Raw genomic sequence first — 20,087 nt, forward strand, 5'->3', positions numbered from 1 at the left:
TAGTTTCTCTCCAAATTTTTAGGATCTGACTAATATAATACATGAAAAGAATGCATTTGTTCCATTTCAGGCAGAACTTTTGTGTCCAAACGGTAAATTTTCGCGTAAGGAGCGGCGTCTGGCAGCGCAGCTTTAAACTTGACCAGGTCAGTTGGCGTACCTTGAATGACGATGGTGACCGTCCCGTCGGGGTTGTTCTTGGCGGTGCCGGCCAGGCCCATCTTCTGGGCCAGCATCTGCACGCACCAGCGGAAGCCTACCCCTTGGACGACCCCATGTGCTAATAGTTCCCATGTTTGCATTTTGCTTACCTTCTTTATTTTTTGCAAAAAATCATTAAAATAGTATTTCTAAGGAGTATTTTATCATGCAAGAAAGAACATCTGTCAACAATCCGCAAATTAAGGCCATCGGCAAGCTGAACCAGAAGAAATACCGCGAAGAAAGCGGCTATTACCTGATCGAAGGCTTCCACCTGGTCGAAGAAGCTTTAAAAGCAAGAGTCAAGTACCGGGAAATTCTGGCTACTGAAGAGGCACTCAGCCGCTTGGAGCAATTGGACCTGGCTTATGATGAAGACAAGCTGATCAAGATCAGCCAAAGCGTGGCCAGCCACCTCAGCAGCACCAAGAATTCCCAGGACATCTTCATGACCGTCAAGATCAACCAACCAGAGAATTTTGATTTCAGCTACGGCAAGTGGGTCCTTTTAGATGACCTGGCTGACCCGGGCAATGTCGGCACCATCATCCGGACCGCTGACGCGGCCGGCTTTGACGGGGTGATCCTGTCAAACAAGACGGTTGACCTCTACAATCCCAAGGTGCAGCGGTCCATGCAGGGGAGCCAGTTCCACTTGAACTTGATCAAGGCTGACCTGGCAGAAGCCATTGCCAGCTTGAAGGCAGCGGATATTCCGGTTTATGCCAGTCTCTTGGACCCTTCTGCTAAACAATTGGGCGATTTTGCCCCAGTTGCCCAGGTTGCCTTGATCATTGGCAATGAGGCCCATGGGGTAAGTCCGGAAATCGCGGCACTGGCTGATGAGAAGCTTTACATCCCGATCAAGGGCCGGGCTGAGTCCTTGAACGCCGCTGTTGCCGCCGGGATCATGATCTATCATTTCAGCTAAAAAACGTTTCGCTTGTTTTTCGTAAGTAAAGTATGCTTAAATAGATAACATGGAAACTAATTTGAGGAGGATTCTCTATGACAGAATTAGCCGAACAGGACGCGCCATGCTGTAAAAATGCTGAAAACTACGAAATGTGCGCCCGCTTCGTCAAGGCCTTTGAAATCATCGGCAAGAAGTGGAACGGCTTGATTATCAGCTCCTTGTGCGACACTAAGGCCATGCGCTTCAGAGACCTGGCCCACGCGGTTGGTGCCTGCTCAGACCGGGTTTTGGTTGAACGCTTGCGGGAGCTGGAAGCTGACGGAATTGTCAAGCGGTCCAAGGATGAAGAAAAGAAGATCGTCCTTTACACTTTGACGCCAAAAGGAGCCGAATTAAAGCCCGTCTTTAACCAGGTGCACATCTGGGCGGACAAGTGGGCGTAAAAAATGACTTGCATTTAAGCCAGTTTTAGCCTATGATTTTAATTAATTACTAAGAACAAGACTAGTAACAAGACTGATCTTTGACAGGGAGGTTTCTTGGCAACTGAAAGGAAACCAAAGAGCAGCTTGCGAATTTCATCTTGCGAGTAGGATCTAATCAATTCCGGCTGCCACCGTTATCGGTATAGAGCGCAGGCCTTTTTAGGCCTGAACTAGGGTGGTACCGCGAAGCTTCGTCCCTTTTGGGGGCGGAGCTTTTTTTGTTGAAAGGAATAAGTAAATGGATTTATTTGATCGATTGAAGGCTCTGCGTGAGCAGGGGCTTGCTGAAATCAAGGAAGCAGAAAGCGAAAAGAGCCTGAATGACGTCCGGGTCAAGCTGGTCGGCAAGAAGGGTGAACTGACGGAAATCCTTCACCAGATGAAGGACGTTGCTCCGGAAAAGCGGCGGGAAGTTGGCCAGAAGGTCAACGAACTCCGGGACCTCTTCAATGAAAACCTGGCCAGTGCCAAGGATGAATTGATCGAAAAGGCCATTGAGGCCCGCCTGGAAGCTGAAAAGATCGACGTGACCCTGCCAGGGCGCAGAAAGCACGTCGGCTCCAAGCACCCGATCAGAATCATTCAAGACGACCTGGAACGCTTCTTCATCGGCATGGGCTACCAAGTCGTTCAGGGGCCGGAAATCGAAAGCGAACACTACAACTTTGAAATGCTGAACCTGCCTAAGGACCACCCGGCCCGGGACATGCAGGCTACTTTCTACGTTGACGCTGACCACCTGCTGCGGAGCCAGACTTCACCAGTCCAAGCCCGGACTATGGAAAAGCATGACTTTGACAAGGGGGACCTCAAGATGATCTCCCCAGGCAAGGTTTACAGAAGAGACGATGACGACGCCACCCACTCCCACCAGTTCATGCAGATGGAAGGGCTGGTTGTCGGCAAGAACATCTCCTTGAGCGACCTTAAGGGGACCTTGGAACTGGTTGCCAAGCACGAATTCGGCCAGGACCGGGAAACCCGCCTGCGGCCAAGCTACTTCCCGTTTACCGAACCTTCAGTTGAAATGGATGTTTCCTGCTTTGAATGCGGGGGCAAGGGCTGCGCGATCTGCAAGAACACTGGCTGGATCGAAGTTCTGGGTGCCGGGATCGTTCACCCGAATGTTCTCTCCGCTGCCGGGATTGACCCAACTGTCTACTCCGGCTTTGCCTTTGGCCTGGGCCTGGACCGGTTCGCCATCTTGAAGTATGGCATTGACGACATCCGCGACTTTTACAGTGACGACGTGCGCTTCTTGCAACAATTCCGTCAGGAGGAAGATTAATGTTAGTTTCTTACAATTGGTTGAAAGATTTCTTGAACATGGACGGCGTAGATCCTTACGCCTTGGCTGAAAAACTGACCCGGTCCGGGGTCGAAATCGCCTCAACGGTTCACCCGGAAGACGGCTTGAGCAAGCTGGTCGTGGGCCACATTTTGACCTGCGAAAAGATCGAAGGGACCCACTTAAACAAGACCACGGTTGACGTCGGTGAAGACGAAGCCCGCCAGATCGTCTGCGGGGCGCCTAACGTGGCAGCTGGCCAGGACGTGATCGTGGCGCTGCCAGGTGCGCATTTGCCAGGCGGGATCAAGATCAAGAAGGGCAAGCTGCGCGGGGTTGAATCCAATGGGATGATCTGCGGCCTGCAGGAACTTGGCTTCAGCGACTCAGTTGTTCCGCCGAAGTACGCTGACGGCATCTGGGTCTTCCATGATCCGGACCTTAAGCCTGGTGACTCTGTCTTTGAAGCTTTGGGGATGGACGACTACGTTTTGGACTTCGACATTACGCCAAACCGGGCCGACACTTCCTCAATGGAAGGGGCAGCTTACGAAGTCGGTGCCTTGATCGACCAGAAGCCAAAGATCGAAGACGTTGTCCTCAAAGAAGACGGGGCAGACTGGACTGGCGACTTTACTGCCGTTGCCGATGAAAAGATCGCTCCGAAGTACTACTTGAGAAAGCTGACCGGGGTCAAGATTGCTGAAAGTCCCCTTTGGCTGCAGGCCCGCTTGTGGAATGCCGGTATCCGCCCAATCAACAACGTGGTCGACGCTACCAACTATGTCATGCTTTTGACTGGCCAGCCAATGCACGCTTACGACGCCAAGCTTTTTGACAAGACCAAGAAGATCGAGGTCCGCCTGGCCAAGGAAGGCGAAAAGCTGCAGCTCTTGAATGAAAAAGAAATCGACCTGGACCCGCAGGACATCGTGATCACTGATGGTGAACAAGCAGTCGGCCTGGCCGGCGTGATGGGCGGCTTGAACAGTGAAGTTACTGAAGAAACCACTGACGTGATCTTGGAAGCTGCTGTCTTTGACCCAGCTTTGACCAGAAAGGCGGCTCTGCGGCATGACAACCGGACTGACGCTTCAGCTCTCTTTGAAAAGGGGATCAACTGGGACAACACCCAAAAGGCCCTGGACGCCTGCGCGCTTATCTTGCGGGCTAATGCCGGCGCTACTGTCTTAGCTGGTGAAATCAAGGCCAGCGACCAGGACAAGCAGCCAGTTGTCATTACTACTACTGCATCCCGGACCAACAAGATCCTGGGCACTGACCTGCCTATGGACGAAATCGTCAAGATCCTGGGCAAGCTGAACTTCCCAGTTGAAGTAAAGGGCGACGAATACACGGTAACTGTGCCAAACCGCCGCTGGGACATCTTCATTGACTCTGACATCTTTGAAGAAGTTGGCCGGATTTACGGCTATGACAACATCAAGTCCACCCACCCGGCTACTGGTGAACTGACTGGCGGCTACGCTGCTGATGAAGTCAAGGTCCGTCACCTGCGTCAATTGCTTGAAGGGCAGGGCCTTAGTGAAACGATCAACTACTCTTTGACTTCTGAAGAAATGGCCACGACTTTTGTCAAAAAGGCCCTGGCTCCAGTCAAGGTCAACTGGCCGCTGAACTCAGCCAGAACCACCATGCGGCAAAACTTGATCTGCGGCCTTTTGGACACGGTTGCCTACAACTTTGCCCGCAAGCAGACTGAACTGCAGCTCTTTGAAAACGGCCGCGTCTACGACATGGAAGGCGGCGACTACCACGAACACGAACACCTGGCAGCCGCTTACGTCGGCCTGGCCGGGGAAAGCAACTGGCAGCACAAGGACGAAGTAGTTGACTTCTACTATGTCAAGGGACAGCTGGAAGACGTATTTGAAATGATCGGCGTCAAGGACGTGGAATACCGGGCAGAGTCAATCAAGGGGATGCACCCGACCAGAACGGCTGGCATCTACGTAAATGATGAATACATCGGTTTGATCGGCCAAATCGCCCCAGTTTTGACCATGACTGACAAGAACTTCGCCGGCAAGGAAATCTACGTTTACGAACTGAACCTGGATGCCTTGCTGCCTTTGATGGCTAAGGGCGTCAAGTCCAAGCCGGCTCCGAAGTACCCAGCCGTTCAGCGGGACCTGTCCATCCTGGTTGACGAAGACGTCACTAACGCCCAAGTTGAAAGCTGCATCAAGGAAAATGCCGGCAAGTACCTGGTCAGCGTTGAAGTCATCGACGTCTACCAAGGCGCCCGCCTGCCAAACGGCAAGAAGAGCCTGGCCTACCGCTTGACCTTCTTAAACGAAGCAGAAACCTTGACTGACGCGGTTGTAACTAAGGCAACTGACAATGTGCAAGCCGCTTTGGAAGAAAAATTAGCAGCAAACATCCGTTAATGGTTGACTTTCGTGGAATTAAACTCTAATATTTAACATTGCATAATGCGTTAAATAAAGGAGAATCAAAATGCCTGAAAAAACCTATGAAATGACTGCCGAAGGCAAGAAGCAGCTGGAAGAAGAACTGCAAAACCTGAAGTTCGTCAAGCGGCCGCAAATCGTTGAACGTTTGAAGATTGCCCGTTCTTACGGGGACTTGTCTGAAAACTCAGAATACGATGCAGCCAAGGATGAACAAATGCGGCTGGAAGAAAGAATCGATGCCGTCAGCGAACAATTGAAGTACGCTGTCGTTGTCGACACTGATGCCGTTGACCCCGACGAAGTAAGTATCGGCAAGACCGTTACGGTTACTGAAGTCGGCGAAGATGAACCGGAAACTTACGAAATCGTGGGGAGCAGCCAGTCTGACCCATTCCACGGCAAGGTTTCCAACGAATCTCCGATCGGCAAGGCCCTGCTTGGCCACAAGAAGGGTGAAACGGTCAAGATCAACGTTGACTCAGCCAACGTCAGCTACGATGTCGTAATCAACGACGTTAAGACGAGCGACTAAAAAGGCGCTGTCCACACGGACAGCACCTTTTTTTGTACTCTATTTTACTGTTTTAAATTCTCTGCTTCTTTTTCAAGAGCAGGTAGACAGCTAAAGTTATCAGGCTGATCAAGCTGCCGGCAAGGAGGCTGACCGGCAAATAGATCAAGGTCAGCTTGTGCTTGCCCCCCTTTAAGTTAAAGGCCAGGAGGCTGGAAGCATATTTGCTGGTCTTGACCCGCTTGCCATTGTCATAGACCAGCCAGTTCTTGGAATAAGGAATGGTCGTGATCCAGAGCTTCTTTTGGCTCTTGAAGGCCTGGCTGGAAATTTTCAAGCCAGTCTGCTTTAACTTAAGTTCTGGCTCTTTCAGCTGCTTGATCCCGGCCTTGAAGGCGGAATTGTTGAAGTGCCAGAAGAGAAGACCAGTTAAGTCCAGGGTCGAATTGGTCAAGTTGAAAGTGACCTTGATCCTGGTCTTTTTGTTTCCGCTGGCAACGTTGACCAGGCGGATCTGCCCGTCCCGGCTCTCGTAGTTGTAGAAGATGTCGTTGACGCTCAAGCTGGCGGTCTTGAAGTCAAAGCCATCTGGGAGCTGCAGGTAGTATGAGTCATCGTTTTTTGGCGTCAAGATGAAGGTGACGGAAGCCGGCTTGGCTGAGTTAGCTTTTTTAAAGACCAGAGGGTTGGACTGGTTGACCTTTAAGTTGGTCAGCTTGATCTGGCTCTTGACCTTGCTGAAAAGCTGGCCGGACAGGCCCAGGCTTTCCCAGAGCTTCTGCTGGTTGTAAACTGGGTCATTGTCCAGGAACTTGACCTGCTTCTGCTGGCTTTGGCTGGCAAAAATGAGTGGCAGGGCCTGCTTGTTTTCCAAAATGCTAAGCTGCTTGAACTGCTTTTTCGGATAATAGCTGTTTAGATCTGCCCGGTGGTTCAAATTGTCATATGGCATCCGCTGGGCAGCTGAGACGCCGTCATAAGAATAATTCGGCTCCAGGTAGTATTTGACCCCCAGGAAGGCATCAGTCAAGAGCGTCCCGCCCTGGTTGGTGTAAGAGTTGCTGTTGTGGACATAGCCCAAGCGGCTGAGCAGGTTGGAAGTGCTAGAGTTGCTGATGGAGTTGAAGGTCGTCACCCCGTAGTAATTGCCGGTGAAGGGGTCGTCATCAGACCGGCTGAAACTCTTTTCCGTTCTGTAGAGGCTGGAATCGGTCTTGGCCAGGTAGCTGGTCGCCTGGTTGACGTTGGCTTCAAACTTGGCATAGTTCTTGTTTTCCTGGTAGGAAATCGCGTTTAATGAAAAAATCAAGTTGACCGTGACTTCAGAAACTACCAAAAGCAGGGCATAGTGGCCGGCCAGGTAGTGCTGGCCATAGATAAAGAGAATAAAGAGCAGGCCGGCCAATAGAAAGAGGCCGGTCGCGATCTGCCCGTCTTGCCGGATAAATTCCAGCTTGTCAGGATCGATGGCCAGGTAAATGGAGACGCTGGCTCCTAAAAGGGCCGCCAGGATTTTCTGCTTGAGGTTGAAGACGGGCTCCCTGTCCATATTTTCCAGGGCCAGGTTCAAGGCATAGAAGGAGACCAGGAAGCTGAAGCGGGCCGGGTACCAGACCGGGAACTGGCCCAAGTGCCAGATCAAAACCAGGGGGGTAAAGGACAAAGACAAGACCAGGAAGGCCAAAAGCAGGCCTCGGGTCAATTTTTCCCGCTTGCTGAACTTGGCATTAAAGATAAAGAGCAGGGCCAAAAGGGCAAAGCAGGAGGAGATGAAGATGTTGGGCAGACCGTCCGACATTTCATGGAAGCTGTAGGCCCCGTCGATTAATTTGGCAACCAGCTGATAGGGCGGGAACTGGAAGTTCAGCTTCCAGCTGATATCGGCATCGGTTTTGCCGGCTAAAAGCTCCAAAAAAGTCGGCCAGAGGCTGACCCCGGCCAGGCAGGAGCCAAAGAAGCTGGCCTTGAAGTAGGTCCAAAAGCGGACTTTCCGCTCACTATTTGTGGCCAGACCCACCAGCAGGTAGAGCAAGCCAAAAAGCAGGGTCATGTAGCCGGTATAGAAGTTGGTCAGCCAGAGCAGGAAGGTGACCAGGACCAGGTGATTTTTCTCCCCGGCCAAAAGGCGGTCAATGGCTTCTTGCAGCCAGGGCAAAAGGACCAGGCTGTCCAGCCACATCAAGTTTAGGTTGTTGGCAACGACAAAGCCGCAGAGGGCAAAGGCCAGGCTGGCAGCCAGAACGTATTCCTTGGCCAGCTTGTACTTCTTTCCCCAGACCAGGTAGCTGGACAGGCCGATGGCCCCGATCTTGCAGGAGATGACCAAAAGGATCCCTTGAGGCAGGAACTTTTGCGGGAAAAAGAGCAAGAGCAGGTTGAAGGGACTGAGCAGATAATAGCTGTCCGTCCCCAGCATCGAGCCCCCCAGGCCGCTGGCAAAGCTGTAGATCAATTTGCTTGGGTCCTTAAAGAGCTTTTGCTGGTAGTAGGCCAGGAAGTCAACATACTGCTGGCCCAGGTCAACGGTCAGGATATTGCCTTTCTTAGAGATGAAGTAGCCGGCGAAGATAAGGGCCGGCAGGGCGAAGGCCAGGCAGGCATAGAGCTGCTTAAGGCCGAATTTTTGGAAAAAACGTTTTATTTTGGATATGTACATTAAGAATTAGCTAACTCCTCTTCTGAATGATAGAATTGCGCAGGTCTTTTTGCTAAAATTACTTGTTAGTGAGGATGGTTTTATCGTGAGTTATTTTAGAAAGAATAGCGGAACTGGCAACAGTAGTCAAACCGCAAACACCCCTCTCAGAATGAAGATTCTGGTCGGGGTCATCGTAATTTTGTTCGCGGCCTTAATTGGCCAATTAGCATACTTGCAGCTCTTTTACGGTTCGCGCTTTTCCGCGGAGGTCAATGCCACCGACGAAAACACCATGACCAAGTCTGTTCCCCGGGGGGTCATGTACGACTCCCAGGGCCGGATCCTGGTCGGCAACAAGGCTGAAAACGCGATTACTTACATGCGCAGCCTGTCAGCGACTTCCAAAGAGATGTACAAGGTTGCTAATACCCTTAGTAATTATATAAAAATTACCGACGAAAAGCCGACAAAAAGACAAATTGCTGATTACTACCTGGCTGATGAAAGCCGGGCCAAGAAGGTTTTGGCTGCTTTGCCGAAGTCCCAGAAGAAGTCTAGTCTGTCAACTTCAGAGATCAACGACAATGAAGTGGCTTATGTTGAAAATACCCTTAAGCCAAGCTTGACCAGCAAGCAAAAGACGGCGGCCCTCTTGTACAACAAGATGTCGGGGGCCACGACTTTGTCGACGATCAACTTGAAGAGCAGTGGGCTCAGCAACAAGGAAATCGCCCAGGTCGGCGAGCACCTGTCCTCCATGCCGGGGGTCGGGATCGGTACCGACTGGAACCGTTACTACCCGAACGGGTCTTCAATCAAGAGTATCATTGGGTCAGTCTCCACGACCAAGACCGGTTTGCCGAGCGACAACCTGCAATACTACCTGGTCAACGGCTATTCCAGAAACGACCGGGTTGGGACTTCCTACCTGGAAAAGGAATATGAAGCCCTCTTGAAGGGGACCAAGGCCAGCTACAAGGTTACCAGCAACTCCAGCAACGAGATCACCAAGACCAAGCAGGTTTACAAGGGCCAGTCTGGGGCCAGCTTGAAGTTGACGATTGACGCCAAGTACCAGGCAGCCGTAACCAAGGCCCTCAAGCAGCAGTTTAACTCAGCCTTGAGCGCTGGGGCAGCCAGCTTGTCCAGCGGTGCCTACGCGATTGCCATGAACCCGAATACCGGGGCTATCCTGGCCATGTCCGGGATCAGCTATGACCCGTCAACTAGCAAGATTACCGACAACGCCCTGGGCAACATCAACCAGTCCTTCGTTATGGGGTCTGTTGTCAAGGGGGCCCAGGTGGCTGGGGGCTTGATCAACAAGGTCATCACTCCAACCAACAACACCCTGCCGGACACGGCCATCTATCTGCCGGGTTCTCCGGTCAAGAAGTCCGTTTACCCGACCGGGACCTTCAGCTCCTTGACGGCGGCCAGCGCCCTGGAAGTATCTTCCAACATCTACATGATGCAGCTGACCCTGCGCTGGGTGAAGGCCAGCTATGTGGCCAAGCAGTACATTCACATGCCGCAGACAGCCTTTGAGACCTTGAGAAACAACTTTGCCATGTTTGGCTTGGGGCAAAAGACCGGGGTTGACCTGCCGGGTGAAAGCTCGGGTATCCAGGGGGCGTCAACTGACTCCAACGGGATTATCCTGTCCGGGTCAGTGCTTGACGAATCCTACGGGAACTACGACGCATACACCCCAATTCAGCTGGTTCAGTACATTTCAACGATTGCCAACGGGGGCTACCGGATGCAGCCATACGTTGTCCAGTCTATCGGCCGCACCAGCAGCGACGGCAAGCACTTCTATGCTTACTACAACAAGAAGCCGACTGTCCAGTTCAAGATCCCTTGGACAACTGATGAATTAGCCGTCATCAAGCAGGGGCTCTACCAGGTTGTCCATGGGTCAAATGCCTGGGGGACGGCCCATGCTTTGAAGAACGTCAAACCGTCGATTTCGGCCAAGACCGGTACGGCCCAGACTTTCTACTACAACACCAAGACCAAGAAGTCGACAGACACTGAACTGATCAACGAAACCATGGTCGGCTGGGCTTCTTCCAACAATCCGCAGATTGCCTTCGCGATTGTTTTTGCCGGCATCGATCCGGACAAGGAAGGCAGCTACAACAAGAACATGGCCAAGGCGATGGTGACGACTTACTACAAGATGCATAAAGGGAAGTTTTCAAGTACAAATTAACAGTTAATTTACTGAGATAACTTGCTCTTTGCCCTTGAAAATGTTATGATTGTACAGTCAGATATTAATTGTAGGTGGTGAAAATAATGGCAGACAACATCATTTTAGAATGCACCGAATGTGGCGACAGAAGTTACTTATCTAAGAAGAACAAGCGTAAGCATCCGGAACGTTTGACCTTGAAGAAGTATTGCCCAGTTGAAAGACAGGTAACTCTTCACCGCGAGACTAAGTAATAAAAGATAGCAGGTCGAAAGGCCTGCTTTTTTTATTTTGCAGGAAGAGAGGGCGTGACTGCTTTGATGGACAAGAAAACTTTCCGCTCCTGGCAAAGGAAGCGGCTGGCGGATTTTGCCAAGAGCCCGGCTAAAAAACGGCAAGACCAGGAATTGACGGCGCTGGCCCTAAAGCACCCAATGCTCCAGCAGGCCAAAAAAATCGGACTAACCCTGCCAATGCCGCTGGAAGTGGATATAAGGGGCTTGATTAAAGAGCTGCGGAAAGAAGGCAAGGAGCTCTATTTGGCCAAGTGCCATCCTGGCTGGCAGCTGGACTTTTTAAAATGGGACGAAGCTGCTCCCTTAATGCAGACCAAGTTTGGGGTCTGGGAGCTGGCTGAAGAAAATGAAGTTGATAATAATTTGGACCTGCTTTTTGTCCCTGGCCTGGCCTTTAGTCCGGCGGGCAAGAGCCGGATCGGTTTTGGCGGGGGCTACTATGACCGCTTTTTAGCCAAGAATCCGGTCAAGACCCTGGCCCTGGTCAATTCAGTCATGTACTTCAAGACTCCTGCCTGGCCAATGGAAGACCATGACCAGGCGATGGATGATTTGATAATTGTAAAGGAGGCCGGCGATGAATAATCTGCGGCGTAATTATATGACAACCGCTCTGGTTGTGATCCTCTTTGCCGTTTTCCTGGTGGAAACCTTTATGGGCGGCTCTGAGAGTACTTCCGTTCTGCTGAAAATGGGGGCCATGTTTAACCCGGCCGTAGTGATGGAAGGACAGTGGTGGCGCCTTTTTACCGCCCAGTTCCTCCACATCGGGATCATGCACATCGCCTCCAACGCGATCATGATCTACTATATCGGCCAGTATGCTGAGCCGGTTTTCGGCCACTGGCGCTTTTTGCTGATCTATCTGCTGTCAGGGGTTGGCGGCAGCCTCTTGACCCTGGCTTTTGGCAATGACCAGGCGATCAGCGCCGGGGCGTCAACTGCCCTGTTCGGTCTTCTTGGAGCCATGACCTGCGCGGGATTCAAGGACAAAGACAATGCGCTCTTGTCCTTCTTGGGCCGGCAGGCTTTAGCCTTAGCAGTCATCAACCTGGTCTTGGACGTCTTCATGCCTGACGTGGACATCCTGGGCCACCTGGGCGGCTTAATCACCGGGGCCCTACTGGCCATTATTTTGGGTGATGCAACTTACCGGGGCTATGGCAAGGGCGGCCGGCTGTTGGCGGCAGCTGCTTTGATTGTCTATGTGGTTTTGACTTTGCGTTTAGGAATGGCAGTGACGGTGTAAAATGACTGTTTTGAAAAATCTTTACGATGTCCAGCAGCTTTTGAAAAAATACGGCATCCTGGTCCACTTGGGCAAAAGAAAGTGGGATATCGAACTAATGGCGATTGAGCTGGACAACTTGTATAAGGCAGGCGTTTTAGAGAAAAAACTCTATTTAAACGCCAAGCTGGTCTTAAAGCATGAACACGAATACGAAGAGCGGCTTGAGCGGGAAAAAAGGCTGGACTAGCTAGCCCCAGGCTGAATTTAGCGTTATTATAAGATAAGACTTGCAAGAAGGAGCTTTTTTTCACATGACCAATTTTTTAATCGTTCTTGACGTCATCTTAGGCGTCATCCTGCTGGGCTTTCTGGGCTTCTGGGCTTACAACCGGATCCAGGCCAAGCGCCTGGGCGGGGAACTGACCAACGAGGAATTCAAGGCCGGGATGCGGAAGGCGCAGATCATCGACGTCCGCGAAGCCGATGAGTTCAAGCATGAACATATTGACGGGGCAAGAAACATCCCTTACACCATGTTCAAGTACCAATACACCGAACTGCGGCCAGACCTGCCGGTCTACCTCTATTCGGACTCTTTGACCATGACCCTGCGCTGCGCCAGCATCCTGCGCAAGCACAATTTTGCCAAGGTCTTTTATCTCAAAGACGGCTTCTCCCAATGGGACGGCCGCAAGAAGGCAGCCAAGAACTAAGCTGAAAGCTTGCTGAGAAAATTTCTCAAGCAGGCTTTTTTGGTTTATGATGATAGAAGAGAAAATTGCAGGAGGAATTTATGCAGAAAGTAGTGGCTATCGTCGGGCCGACTGCCGTGGGCAAGACCAGCCTGGCCATCGAGCTGGCCAAGAAATTGGACGGGGAAATCGTCTCTGGCGACTCCATGCAGATCTACAAAGAAGTAGCCATCGGCACGGCCAAGGCCAGCCCGGAAGAGCAGGCAGAAGTCAAACACTACCTGGTGGATGCCCATTCGGTCTTTGAAGACTTTTCCGTTAAAAATTTCGTCGATGAGGCCCGGTCAGCTATCGGCGAGATCGCGGGGAAAGGCAAATTGCCCATCATCGCGGGCGGTACCGGCTTTTACGTCAATGCCTTGTTAAACGACATGCAGCTGGGCGACAAGGAAGAAGAAGCAGCTAGCGTGGACCCGGAATGGGAGGATTTTTTAGCAGCTAACGGCCCCCAGGCCTTGTGGGATGAATTAAACAGGAAAGACCCCGAAGCAGCCAAAAAGATTCCTGTGGCTAACAGCCGAAGAAGCCTTAGGGCACTTAGCGTGATTAGCCGGACGGGCGGGCTTTTTTCCAAGCAGCAGGCAGAAATCAAGCCCCGCTATGACTACTTGATCATCGGCTTAAACAGTGACCGGGATGCCATCTACCAGCGGATCAACCAGCGAGTGGATTTGATGATGGAGGCCGGGCTTTTAGAAGAGGCCTGCTTTGTCTACGACAACCGGGCAGGTGAGCACCAGGTCCTGCAGGCCATCGGCTATAAGGAATTTTTCCCTTATTTTGCAGGCGAGGCCAGCCTGGAAAGCTGCGTGACCGCCCTTAAGACGGCTTCAAGGCGCTATGCCAAGCGGCAATTGACCTACTTTAGAAACAAGCTGCCGGTTGAGTGGTATGACCCCTTGACCGACCCAAACTGCGCCAATAGAATTGCTGTCAGAATAGAAGAATGGATGAAGGAAGAAAAATGAAAAAATTACCAGAAGAATTAAAGGCAATCCTGGCCGAAGTTGACCAGGAAATCGCACCCCGCCTGCGGGAAATCGACGACCAGGTGGTCTATAACCAGGAGAAGGTTTTGAGGGCCTTTGTTGACCACCAGGTGGCTGAAGCTGACCTGAAGGGGACCAACGGCTACGGGGACGATGACATTGGCAGAGAGAAGCTGGAAGCTATCTACGCCCAGGTTTTTCACACTGAAGACGCCCTGGTCCGGCCTCAGTTCGTTTCCGGCACCCACACTTTAGCCGTGGCATTAGATGGGAACCTTTTGCCTGGCGAAACTTTGACCTACTTGACCGGGATGCCGTATGACACCATGCAGCAGGTAATCGGCTTGGCCCCGAAGAAGCGGGGGACCTTGATCCAAAAAGGGATCAACTTCTCTTACGTGCCTTTAAACAGTGAAGGCGGGGTCGACTATGAGGAAGCTGAGAAGGTCCTTAAGCGCGACCAGCCCCATATCGTGGTCATCCAGCGGTCTCGTGGCTATGATACCCGGCAGAGCTACACGGTTGACCAGATTAAGAAAATGACCGCTTTTGTCAAACAGGTCAGCCCGGAGAGCTTAGTCTTCGTCGACAACTGCTATGGGGAATTTTCCGAAAAGCATGAGCCGACCGAATACGGGGTAGACTTCATGGCTGGCTCCTTGATCAAAAACGCTGGCGGCGGGATCGCCCAGACTGGCGGCTATATCGTCGGCAAAGAAGAACTGGTTGAAAACGCGGCTATCCGCTTGACGGCGCCAGGGATTGGCAAGGAAGAAGGGGCCACCTTGACCAACATGCACGAATTCTATGAAGGCTTTTTCTTGGCTCCGCACACGACTGGTGAAGCCATCAAAGGGATGATCTTCTCAGCAGCCCTTTTGGAAAAGATGGGCTGTGAAGTAACGCCTAAGTGGGATGAGCCGCGGACTGACCTCATTCAGACGATTATCTTCAACGATCAGGAAAAGATGATCAATTTCACCAAAGAAGTACAGAAAAATTCGCCAATTGACTCCTTCGTTGAGCCGATCCCAAGCGACATGCCAGGTTACGAAGATAAAGTCATCATGGCCGCCGGCAATTTCGTCTCTGGTTCGACCATGGAATTCTCTGCAGATGGCCCTATCCGGCCGCCTTATGCCCTCTACATGCAAGGTGGTCTAACTTATGCTCACGATAGAATAGCGGTTACAAATGCCGTAAATCATTTGTTTTTTAAGTAAAAGTAACAAAAGACTTTTTTTATTAAAAAAGTCTTTAGACCAATTTGACCTCAGGCGGTCAGAGTGGTATCTTTAAAGCATCGATTAGCACAGAGCCAATTGATTAGTTGATCGTAAATTTATTCTTGATTTTTAAAGGTGAGAACATGAGCAAGGTATTTACTGAAGAAGAAATCCGTAAAGATGTAGAAGAGAAGAACGTTCGCTTTTTGCGTCTGGCCTTCACTGACATTAACGGCACGCTGAAGAACTTGGAAGTTCCAGTCAGCCAATTGGACGACGTTTTGGGCAACCAAACCCGCTTTGACGGTTCATCAATCGACGGCTTCGTTCGTCTGGAAGAAAGTGACATGGTTCTGTACCCAGACCTGTCAACTTGGTCAGTTCTGCCATGGACGACTGTTGAAGAAGGCACCATCGGCCGCCTGGTCTGCTCAGTCCACAACGTAGACGGCACTCCATTTGAAGGTGACCCACGCAACAACTTGAAGAAGGTTGTTGCTGAAATGAAGGAAATGGGCTTCTCCGACTTCGAAATCGGTTTTGAAGCTGAATTCTTCCTCTTCAAGGAAGGCAAGAACGGGGAAGAAACTACTGAAGTTTCTGACCACAGCTCATACTTCGACATGGCTTCTGAAGACGAAGGCGCCAAGTGCCGCCGGGAAATCGTTGAAACTTTGGAAAAGCTGGGCTTCCGCGTAGAAGCTGCCCACCACGAAGTTGGCGACGGCCAGCAAGAAATCGACTTCCGCTTCGACAACGCTTTGGCAACTGCCGACAAGCTGCAAACTTTCAAGATGGTTGTCAAGACTATCGCCCGCAAGTACCACCTGTACGCAAGCTTCATGGCTAAGCCAGTTGAAGGTTTGGCCGGCAACGGGATGCACACCAACATGTCCCTCTTCAAGGACGGCAAGAACGCCTTCTACGACAAGGATGGCCAATACCACCTGTCAACTACTGCCTTGACTTTCTTGAACGGGATTTTGGAACACGCCCGCGCTATTACCTGCGTGGCTAACCCAACTGTCAACTCATACAAGCGGCTGATCCCAGGCTTTGAAGCTCCAGTTTACATCTCATGGGCAAGCCGGAACCGGTCACCAATGGTCCGGATTCCTAACGCCAACGAAGTCGGCACCCGTCTGGAAATGCGGTCAGCTGACCCAACTGCCAACCCATACCTGCTTCTGTCAGCCTGCCTGAAGGCTGGTTTGACCGGGATCAAGGAAGGCAAGCTGCCAATGGCACCTGTAACTTCCAACCTGTTCGAAATGACTGACGACGAACGCAAGGAACTGGGCATCAAGCCATTGCCATCAACCTTGCACAACGCCATCAAGGCATTTAAGGAAGACGAAGTCATCAAGTCTGCCTTCAGCGAACACATTGTTGACAGCTTCCTGGAAATGAAGGAAACTGAATGGGCTCTGTACACTCAATCAGTTTCAGAATGGGAAGTAAAGCGCTACTTCAACTACTAAAATTCAGAATACGATATTTATCATTGACTAATCAGAAAGTCTGCCTTTTGGGCAGGCTTTTTTTCTTATGAAGAAATCAGACTTAATTATCTTAAGCAAGGCAGGCTTTTGCTAGCGCTTTATTGCTGAATTATAGAAAAAAGGCAAAGAGATTTTTGCCAGCCTTAGCGAAGAAGGGCGAAATATGGTAAAATCTAATTTGTTTTTAAGCAAAAATCATTATAATTGATTAAGACTAAAGAAGGTTATATAGTGAGCAGCAAGAGCGCAAGTGTTTCCCCGGCCAAAGCCGGGCGGATGGAGCAGGAAAAGGGCAAGTCAATTTATTCCAAAGATGTCATCTTGGTTATGACTGCCTCCTTCCTGTTTTTGTTCGGGACCATGTTCAACAATCCTTTGATCAACGGCTATGCTGAAAGCCTGGGGGCCAGCAGCATTTTAGCCGGGGTGATCGTGGGGATCATGAGCTTCGCGGCCATGTTTCTCCGGCCAATTGCCGGCAACTTGACTGACAAGTTCTCCAAGTACCAGCTGTCTTTTATTGGCGGGGTGCTGATTCTTATCGGGATCGTGGGTTATATTGTTTCGCCTAACGGGGAGCTCTTGCTCTTATTCAGAATCATCAACGGGACTGGCTTCGTTCTTTGTACCGTCTGCATGACCACCTGGATCGCCTTCTTGGTTCCCCGTCAGCACGTCGGGGCGGCTATGGGCTTGTACGGGCTGATGAATGCTTTGGCCATGTCCATTGCCCCGGCTATTTCAATCAACCTCTACAAAGTGATTGGCTACCGGGAAACCATGATGCTGCCAGCCGCGGCAACTTTGATCATGATCATCATCATCCAGTTCGTCGGCAACCGGGCTGTCCCAAGTCCCCGGCAAAAAGAAAAGAAGCAGTTCAAGCTGATTTCCGTCAACGCTTTGCCGGTAGCACTTTTGACGACCTGCTTCGGCATCCCTTACTTCGTCACCCAGGCTGACATCGTGACTTACGTGGCCAAGATGCATATGCCAGTGGCGGTAGGGAGCTACTTCTTCATTTACGCCATTGTCCTGCTTTTGATCCGGACTTTCCTCAAGAATTACTTTGACACGGTCCGCTTTGGGGTCTGGTTCTGGCTGAGCCTGGTGGCTACGGCCATCTACCTGGTCCTTTTAGCCTACATGAACAGCAACTGGATGATGGCCCTGGGGGCAGCCGGGATGGCAATCGGCTACGGCTTGATCTACTCCGTCCTGCAGTCAACGGCCCTGCTTTTGTCACCGGCCAATGAACAGGGCTTGGGCAGCTCCACCTTTTACCTGGGTCTGGACATCGCCATGGCCTTTGGGCCAATGCTGGCTGGGGTCGTGGCCAAGGCTCTGCCGGGCCGCTGGTTCTATTTAATCCAGCTGATCGTGGTACCGCTGGCTTTGATCGTTTACCTGGTTTGGCGCAAGCGCCTCAACGGGGCAATTGATAAGCATTAAGTGTAAATATTTGAAAATATCAAAAGCCAGCCGTCAGGCTGGTTTTTCTTTTACCCGATAATTGGCTATAATGAAAGATAGCGTAAATTTTTTGGAAGGAAGACAGCGATAATGGAAATCGAGAAATTGAAGGCAGACTACGTGAATTGGGTGGCCGGGCAGACGGTTTTTAACCCTTGGTCAGACACGGTTGTCCAAGTGGAAAACGAATTGGTCGATGCATATGGCCGCAAGCCTTTTGTCCTGGTTGAAAAAAATGGAGACGAGTACACGGTGACCGATGACGGGAGCCTCATGTACAAGTACAACCCCATGGAAGAAAACGAGGACTTGAACGAGTACGCGGCCGGGATGGTCATGGATGCCGGTTTTGACTTTGACGAAGATCATGCCGTGATTGAGCAGACGGTCAGTGAAGAAACCCTGCCTGGCGCTATCAATGCCTTGATGCAGCTGGAAATCATGATTTCCTTTATTGCATAAAAGTAAGGAGGAAGAAGAAAAAAGCATGGATTCTTTAGATGAAACCGGCAAGCGGAAATATATTTCCTGGCCGGTGATCGCCCTGATGGACTTCGTGACCGTGATTGGTTTCGATGATATCATCTACAACTTTCAAAACCAGGGCCTGGCTGTCGTCAGTGACTGGATTTTGCTCTTGGTCTTGTTCGTCATTCCTTATGAAATGATGGTCGGCCACCTGGGCAGCGTTTTTGCCAAAGAAGGGGGCGGCCTGTCCTCCTGGATCCGGCACACTTCCGGTGACCGGATGGGCTATATTACGGCTTGGTGCTACTGGGTGGTATCCTTGCCTTACCTGGTTGACGTGGCTAACTCAACCGTTATTTCATTTGCCTGGCTCTTTAAGGGGCGGGCGCTGGATGATAAGGAAATGTCCAACTGGGTCTTTGCCTTGTTCACGGCTTTGATCTTCGTGGTTTTCATCTTCTTCCAGCACAAGTTTGCCAACTCCCTGCAATGGCTGTCCATTATCGGGGGCGGGGCCATGTTTGTGATGACGATTCTTTTTGTCATTATGACCTTTGCCTACCTGGGCGAGGGGCGGCCGGTAGCGACCCAGCCCTTCCACTTCAAGAACTTCCTGCCGACCTTTGACATGAAGTTCATGATGTCCCTGGGCCTCTTGATTTTTGCCATGAACGGCAGCGAATTCGTCGCCCCTTATGTCAATGAAATGAAAAATGGTCCCCGGGACTTCCCGAAAGCCATGTACATGCTGGCCGCGATGACTGGCTTTTTGACCATCTTCGGTTCCTTCAGTTTAGGCGTTTTCTTTAACGCCCACAAATTGCCGGATGACTTGAAGATGAATGGGTCCTATTACGCCTTTCAGGCCATGGGGGAAAAGTTTGGCATGGGCAACTTCTTCTTGTATGCCTTTATCATCACCCAGGCTTTATACATGCTGGCCCAGCTGGCGGTACTGGTCGACGGCGGTGCCCGGATTTTCCTGTCTGACACGGCCAAGCAGTACCTGCCAAAGCAATTAACCAAGGTGGACAAGAACGGCCTGCCAATCAACGGCTACTGGTTGACGACCTTCATTTGCTCAGTTTTGCTCTTCTTGAGCTCAACTCTGCCAACGGTCAACGATATCTTCAACCAGCTTTTGAACTTGAACGGGATCGTATCACCTTATGTGACTGGCCTGCTTTTCTGGGCCTTCATCAAGGTGCGGACGCATGAAGAAGACTACCCGTCAGCTTACGTCTACATCAAGAACCGGAAGTTTGCCATCTTTGTTGGCTGGTGGTGCTTGATCGTGACCTTGACCGGGGCCACCTTCGGGATTGTGCCGATCGACGCCAAGTTCGGGACGGCTAAGTGGACCCACATGCTGATCTTGAACATCGTTGAACCCCTCTTCATGATCGGCTTGGGCGTAATTTTGCCGCTCATTGCCAAGTGGCAGAGAAAGCGCGACGGAGAAGAAGCGTAGTA

At 51.1% G+C, this 20,087-nt stretch carries 19 protein-coding genes and 1 other annotated feature; of the genes, 17 read left to right on the forward strand and 2 right to left on the reverse strand.

The genetic code is table 11. The features are described from left to right. Positions 1 to 29: 29 nt before the first annotated feature. A complete protein-coding gene (locus ACYVUV_RS03280; protein ID WP_439775381.1) occupies positions 30 to 302 on the reverse strand; it encodes an acylphosphatase in 273 nt (90 codons plus the stop codon). Between the two features lie 65 nt (positions 303 to 367). Between ACYVUV_RS03280 and ACYVUV_RS03285 the strand changes: the two genes are divergently transcribed. From ACYVUV_RS03285 to greA, 5 genes are all read left to right on the forward strand, one after another. Continuing rightward, positions 368 to 1,132, forward strand: coding sequence for a TrmH family RNA methyltransferase (locus ACYVUV_RS03285; RefSeq protein ID WP_439775382.1), 765 nt, complete (start codon positions 368 to 370; stop codon positions 1,130 to 1,132). 77 nt (positions 1,133 to 1,209) lie between these two features. Then, positions 1,210 to 1,560 carry a winged helix-turn-helix transcriptional regulator gene (locus ACYVUV_RS03290; protein WP_270447644.1) on the forward strand — a complete coding sequence of 117 codons (351 nt, stop codon included), beginning with the start codon at positions 1,210 to 1,212 and terminating at the stop codon, positions 1,558 to 1,560. A gap of 42 nt (positions 1,561 to 1,602) precedes the next feature. Next, positions 1,603 to 1,804, forward strand: a binding site (T-box leader). Between the two features lie 36 nt (positions 1,805 to 1,840). Continuing rightward, positions 1,841 to 2,890 (forward strand): phenylalanine--tRNA ligase subunit alpha, encoded by a 1,050-nt coding sequence (pheS, locus tag ACYVUV_RS03295; protein ID WP_439775383.1) that lies wholly within the window; start codon positions 1,841 to 1,843, stop codon positions 2,888 to 2,890. Then, positions 2,890 to 5,301, forward strand: coding sequence for a phenylalanine--tRNA ligase subunit beta (pheT, locus tag ACYVUV_RS03300; protein ID WP_439775384.1), 2,412 nt, complete (start codon positions 2,890 to 2,892; stop codon positions 5,299 to 5,301). Before pheS ends, pheT begins: the two co-directional genes overlap by 1 nt. A gap of 70 nt (positions 5,302 to 5,371) precedes the next feature. Further along, on the forward strand, positions 5,372 to 5,860 hold the full coding sequence (gene greA, locus ACYVUV_RS03305) for a transcription elongation factor GreA (RefSeq protein WP_439775385.1): 489 nt from the start codon (positions 5,372 to 5,374) through the stop codon (positions 5,858 to 5,860). Between the two features lie 52 nt (positions 5,861 to 5,912). On the opposite strand, the gene ACYVUV_RS03310 is transcribed toward greA, so the two are convergent. Continuing rightward, complete coding sequence (locus ACYVUV_RS03310; protein WP_439775386.1) at positions 5,913 to 8,495, reverse strand: YfhO family protein; 2,583 nt, start codon at positions 8,493 to 8,495, stop codon at positions 5,913 to 5,915. Positions 8,496 to 8,580: 85 nt separating this feature from the next. On the opposite strand from ACYVUV_RS03310, the gene ACYVUV_RS03315 reads away from it, so the two are divergent. The 12 genes from ACYVUV_RS03315 (at position 8,581) to ACYVUV_RS03370 (ending at position 20,085) form a co-directional block, all read left to right on the forward strand. After that, the gene (locus ACYVUV_RS03315; RefSeq protein ID WP_439775387.1) at positions 8,581 to 10,695 is read left to right on the forward strand and encodes a peptidoglycan D,D-transpeptidase FtsI family protein; all 2,115 of its coding nucleotides are present in this window, start codon (positions 8,581 to 8,583) and stop codon (positions 10,693 to 10,695) included. Positions 10,696 to 10,781: 86 nt separating this feature from the next. Then, complete coding sequence (gene rpmG / locus ACYVUV_RS03320; RefSeq protein WP_002879260.1) at positions 10,782 to 10,931, forward strand: 50S ribosomal protein L33; 150 nt, start codon at positions 10,782 to 10,784, stop codon at positions 10,929 to 10,931. A 54-nt stretch (positions 10,932 to 10,985) separates the two neighbouring features. Beyond that, positions 10,986 to 11,558: a 5-formyltetrahydrofolate cyclo-ligase gene (locus tag ACYVUV_RS03325; protein WP_439775388.1), complete on the forward strand. Its 573-nt coding sequence runs from the start codon at positions 10,986 to 10,988 to the stop codon at positions 11,556 to 11,558. After that, positions 11,551 to 12,222, forward strand: a complete 672-nt coding sequence (locus ACYVUV_RS03330) for a rhomboid family intramembrane serine protease (protein WP_439775389.1) — start codon at positions 11,551 to 11,553, stop codon at positions 12,220 to 12,222. The genes ACYVUV_RS03325 and ACYVUV_RS03330 overlap by 8 nt, the downstream gene beginning before the upstream one ends. A gap of 1 nt (position 12,223) precedes the next feature. Continuing rightward, positions 12,224 to 12,451 (forward strand): YqgQ family protein, encoded by a 228-nt coding sequence (locus tag ACYVUV_RS03335; RefSeq protein WP_439775390.1) that lies wholly within the window; start codon positions 12,224 to 12,226, stop codon positions 12,449 to 12,451. Positions 12,452 to 12,515: 64 nt separating this feature from the next. Beyond that, positions 12,516 to 12,917 (forward strand): rhodanese-like domain-containing protein, encoded by a 402-nt coding sequence (locus ACYVUV_RS03340; RefSeq protein WP_412137351.1) that lies wholly within the window; start codon positions 12,516 to 12,518, stop codon positions 12,915 to 12,917. An 80-nt stretch (positions 12,918 to 12,997) separates the two neighbouring features. Next, positions 12,998 to 13,924, forward strand: a complete 927-nt coding sequence (gene miaA, locus ACYVUV_RS03345; RefSeq protein WP_439775391.1) for a tRNA (adenosine(37)-N6)-dimethylallyltransferase MiaA — start codon at positions 12,998 to 13,000, stop codon at positions 13,922 to 13,924. Beyond that, on the forward strand, positions 13,921 to 15,168 hold the full coding sequence (locus ACYVUV_RS03350; RefSeq protein WP_439775392.1) for a methionine gamma-lyase family protein: 1,248 nt from the start codon (positions 13,921 to 13,923) through the stop codon (positions 15,166 to 15,168). The genes miaA and ACYVUV_RS03350 overlap by 4 nt, the downstream gene beginning before the upstream one ends. A 146-nt stretch (positions 15,169 to 15,314) precedes the next feature. Beyond that, positions 15,315 to 16,652: a type I glutamate--ammonia ligase gene (glnA, locus tag ACYVUV_RS03355; RefSeq protein ID WP_439775393.1), complete on the forward strand. Its 1,338-nt coding sequence runs from the start codon at positions 15,315 to 15,317 to the stop codon at positions 16,650 to 16,652. Between the two features lie 252 nt (positions 16,653 to 16,904). Beyond that, on the forward strand, positions 16,905 to 18,125 hold the full coding sequence (locus tag ACYVUV_RS03360; protein WP_439775394.1) for an MFS transporter: 1,221 nt from the start codon (positions 16,905 to 16,907) through the stop codon (positions 18,123 to 18,125). A 111-nt stretch (positions 18,126 to 18,236) separates the two neighbouring features. Then, positions 18,237 to 18,608 (forward strand): hypothetical protein, encoded by a 372-nt coding sequence (locus tag ACYVUV_RS03365; RefSeq protein ID WP_439775395.1) that lies wholly within the window; start codon positions 18,237 to 18,239, stop codon positions 18,606 to 18,608. 25 nt (positions 18,609 to 18,633) lie between these two features. After that, positions 18,634 to 20,085, forward strand: coding sequence for an APC family permease (locus ACYVUV_RS03370; protein ID WP_439775396.1), 1,452 nt, complete (start codon positions 18,634 to 18,636; stop codon positions 20,083 to 20,085). Positions 20,086 to 20,087: the final 2 nt, after the last annotated feature.

The sequence above is a fragment of the Lactobacillus sp. WILCCON 0149 genome, from assembly GCF_057197965.1.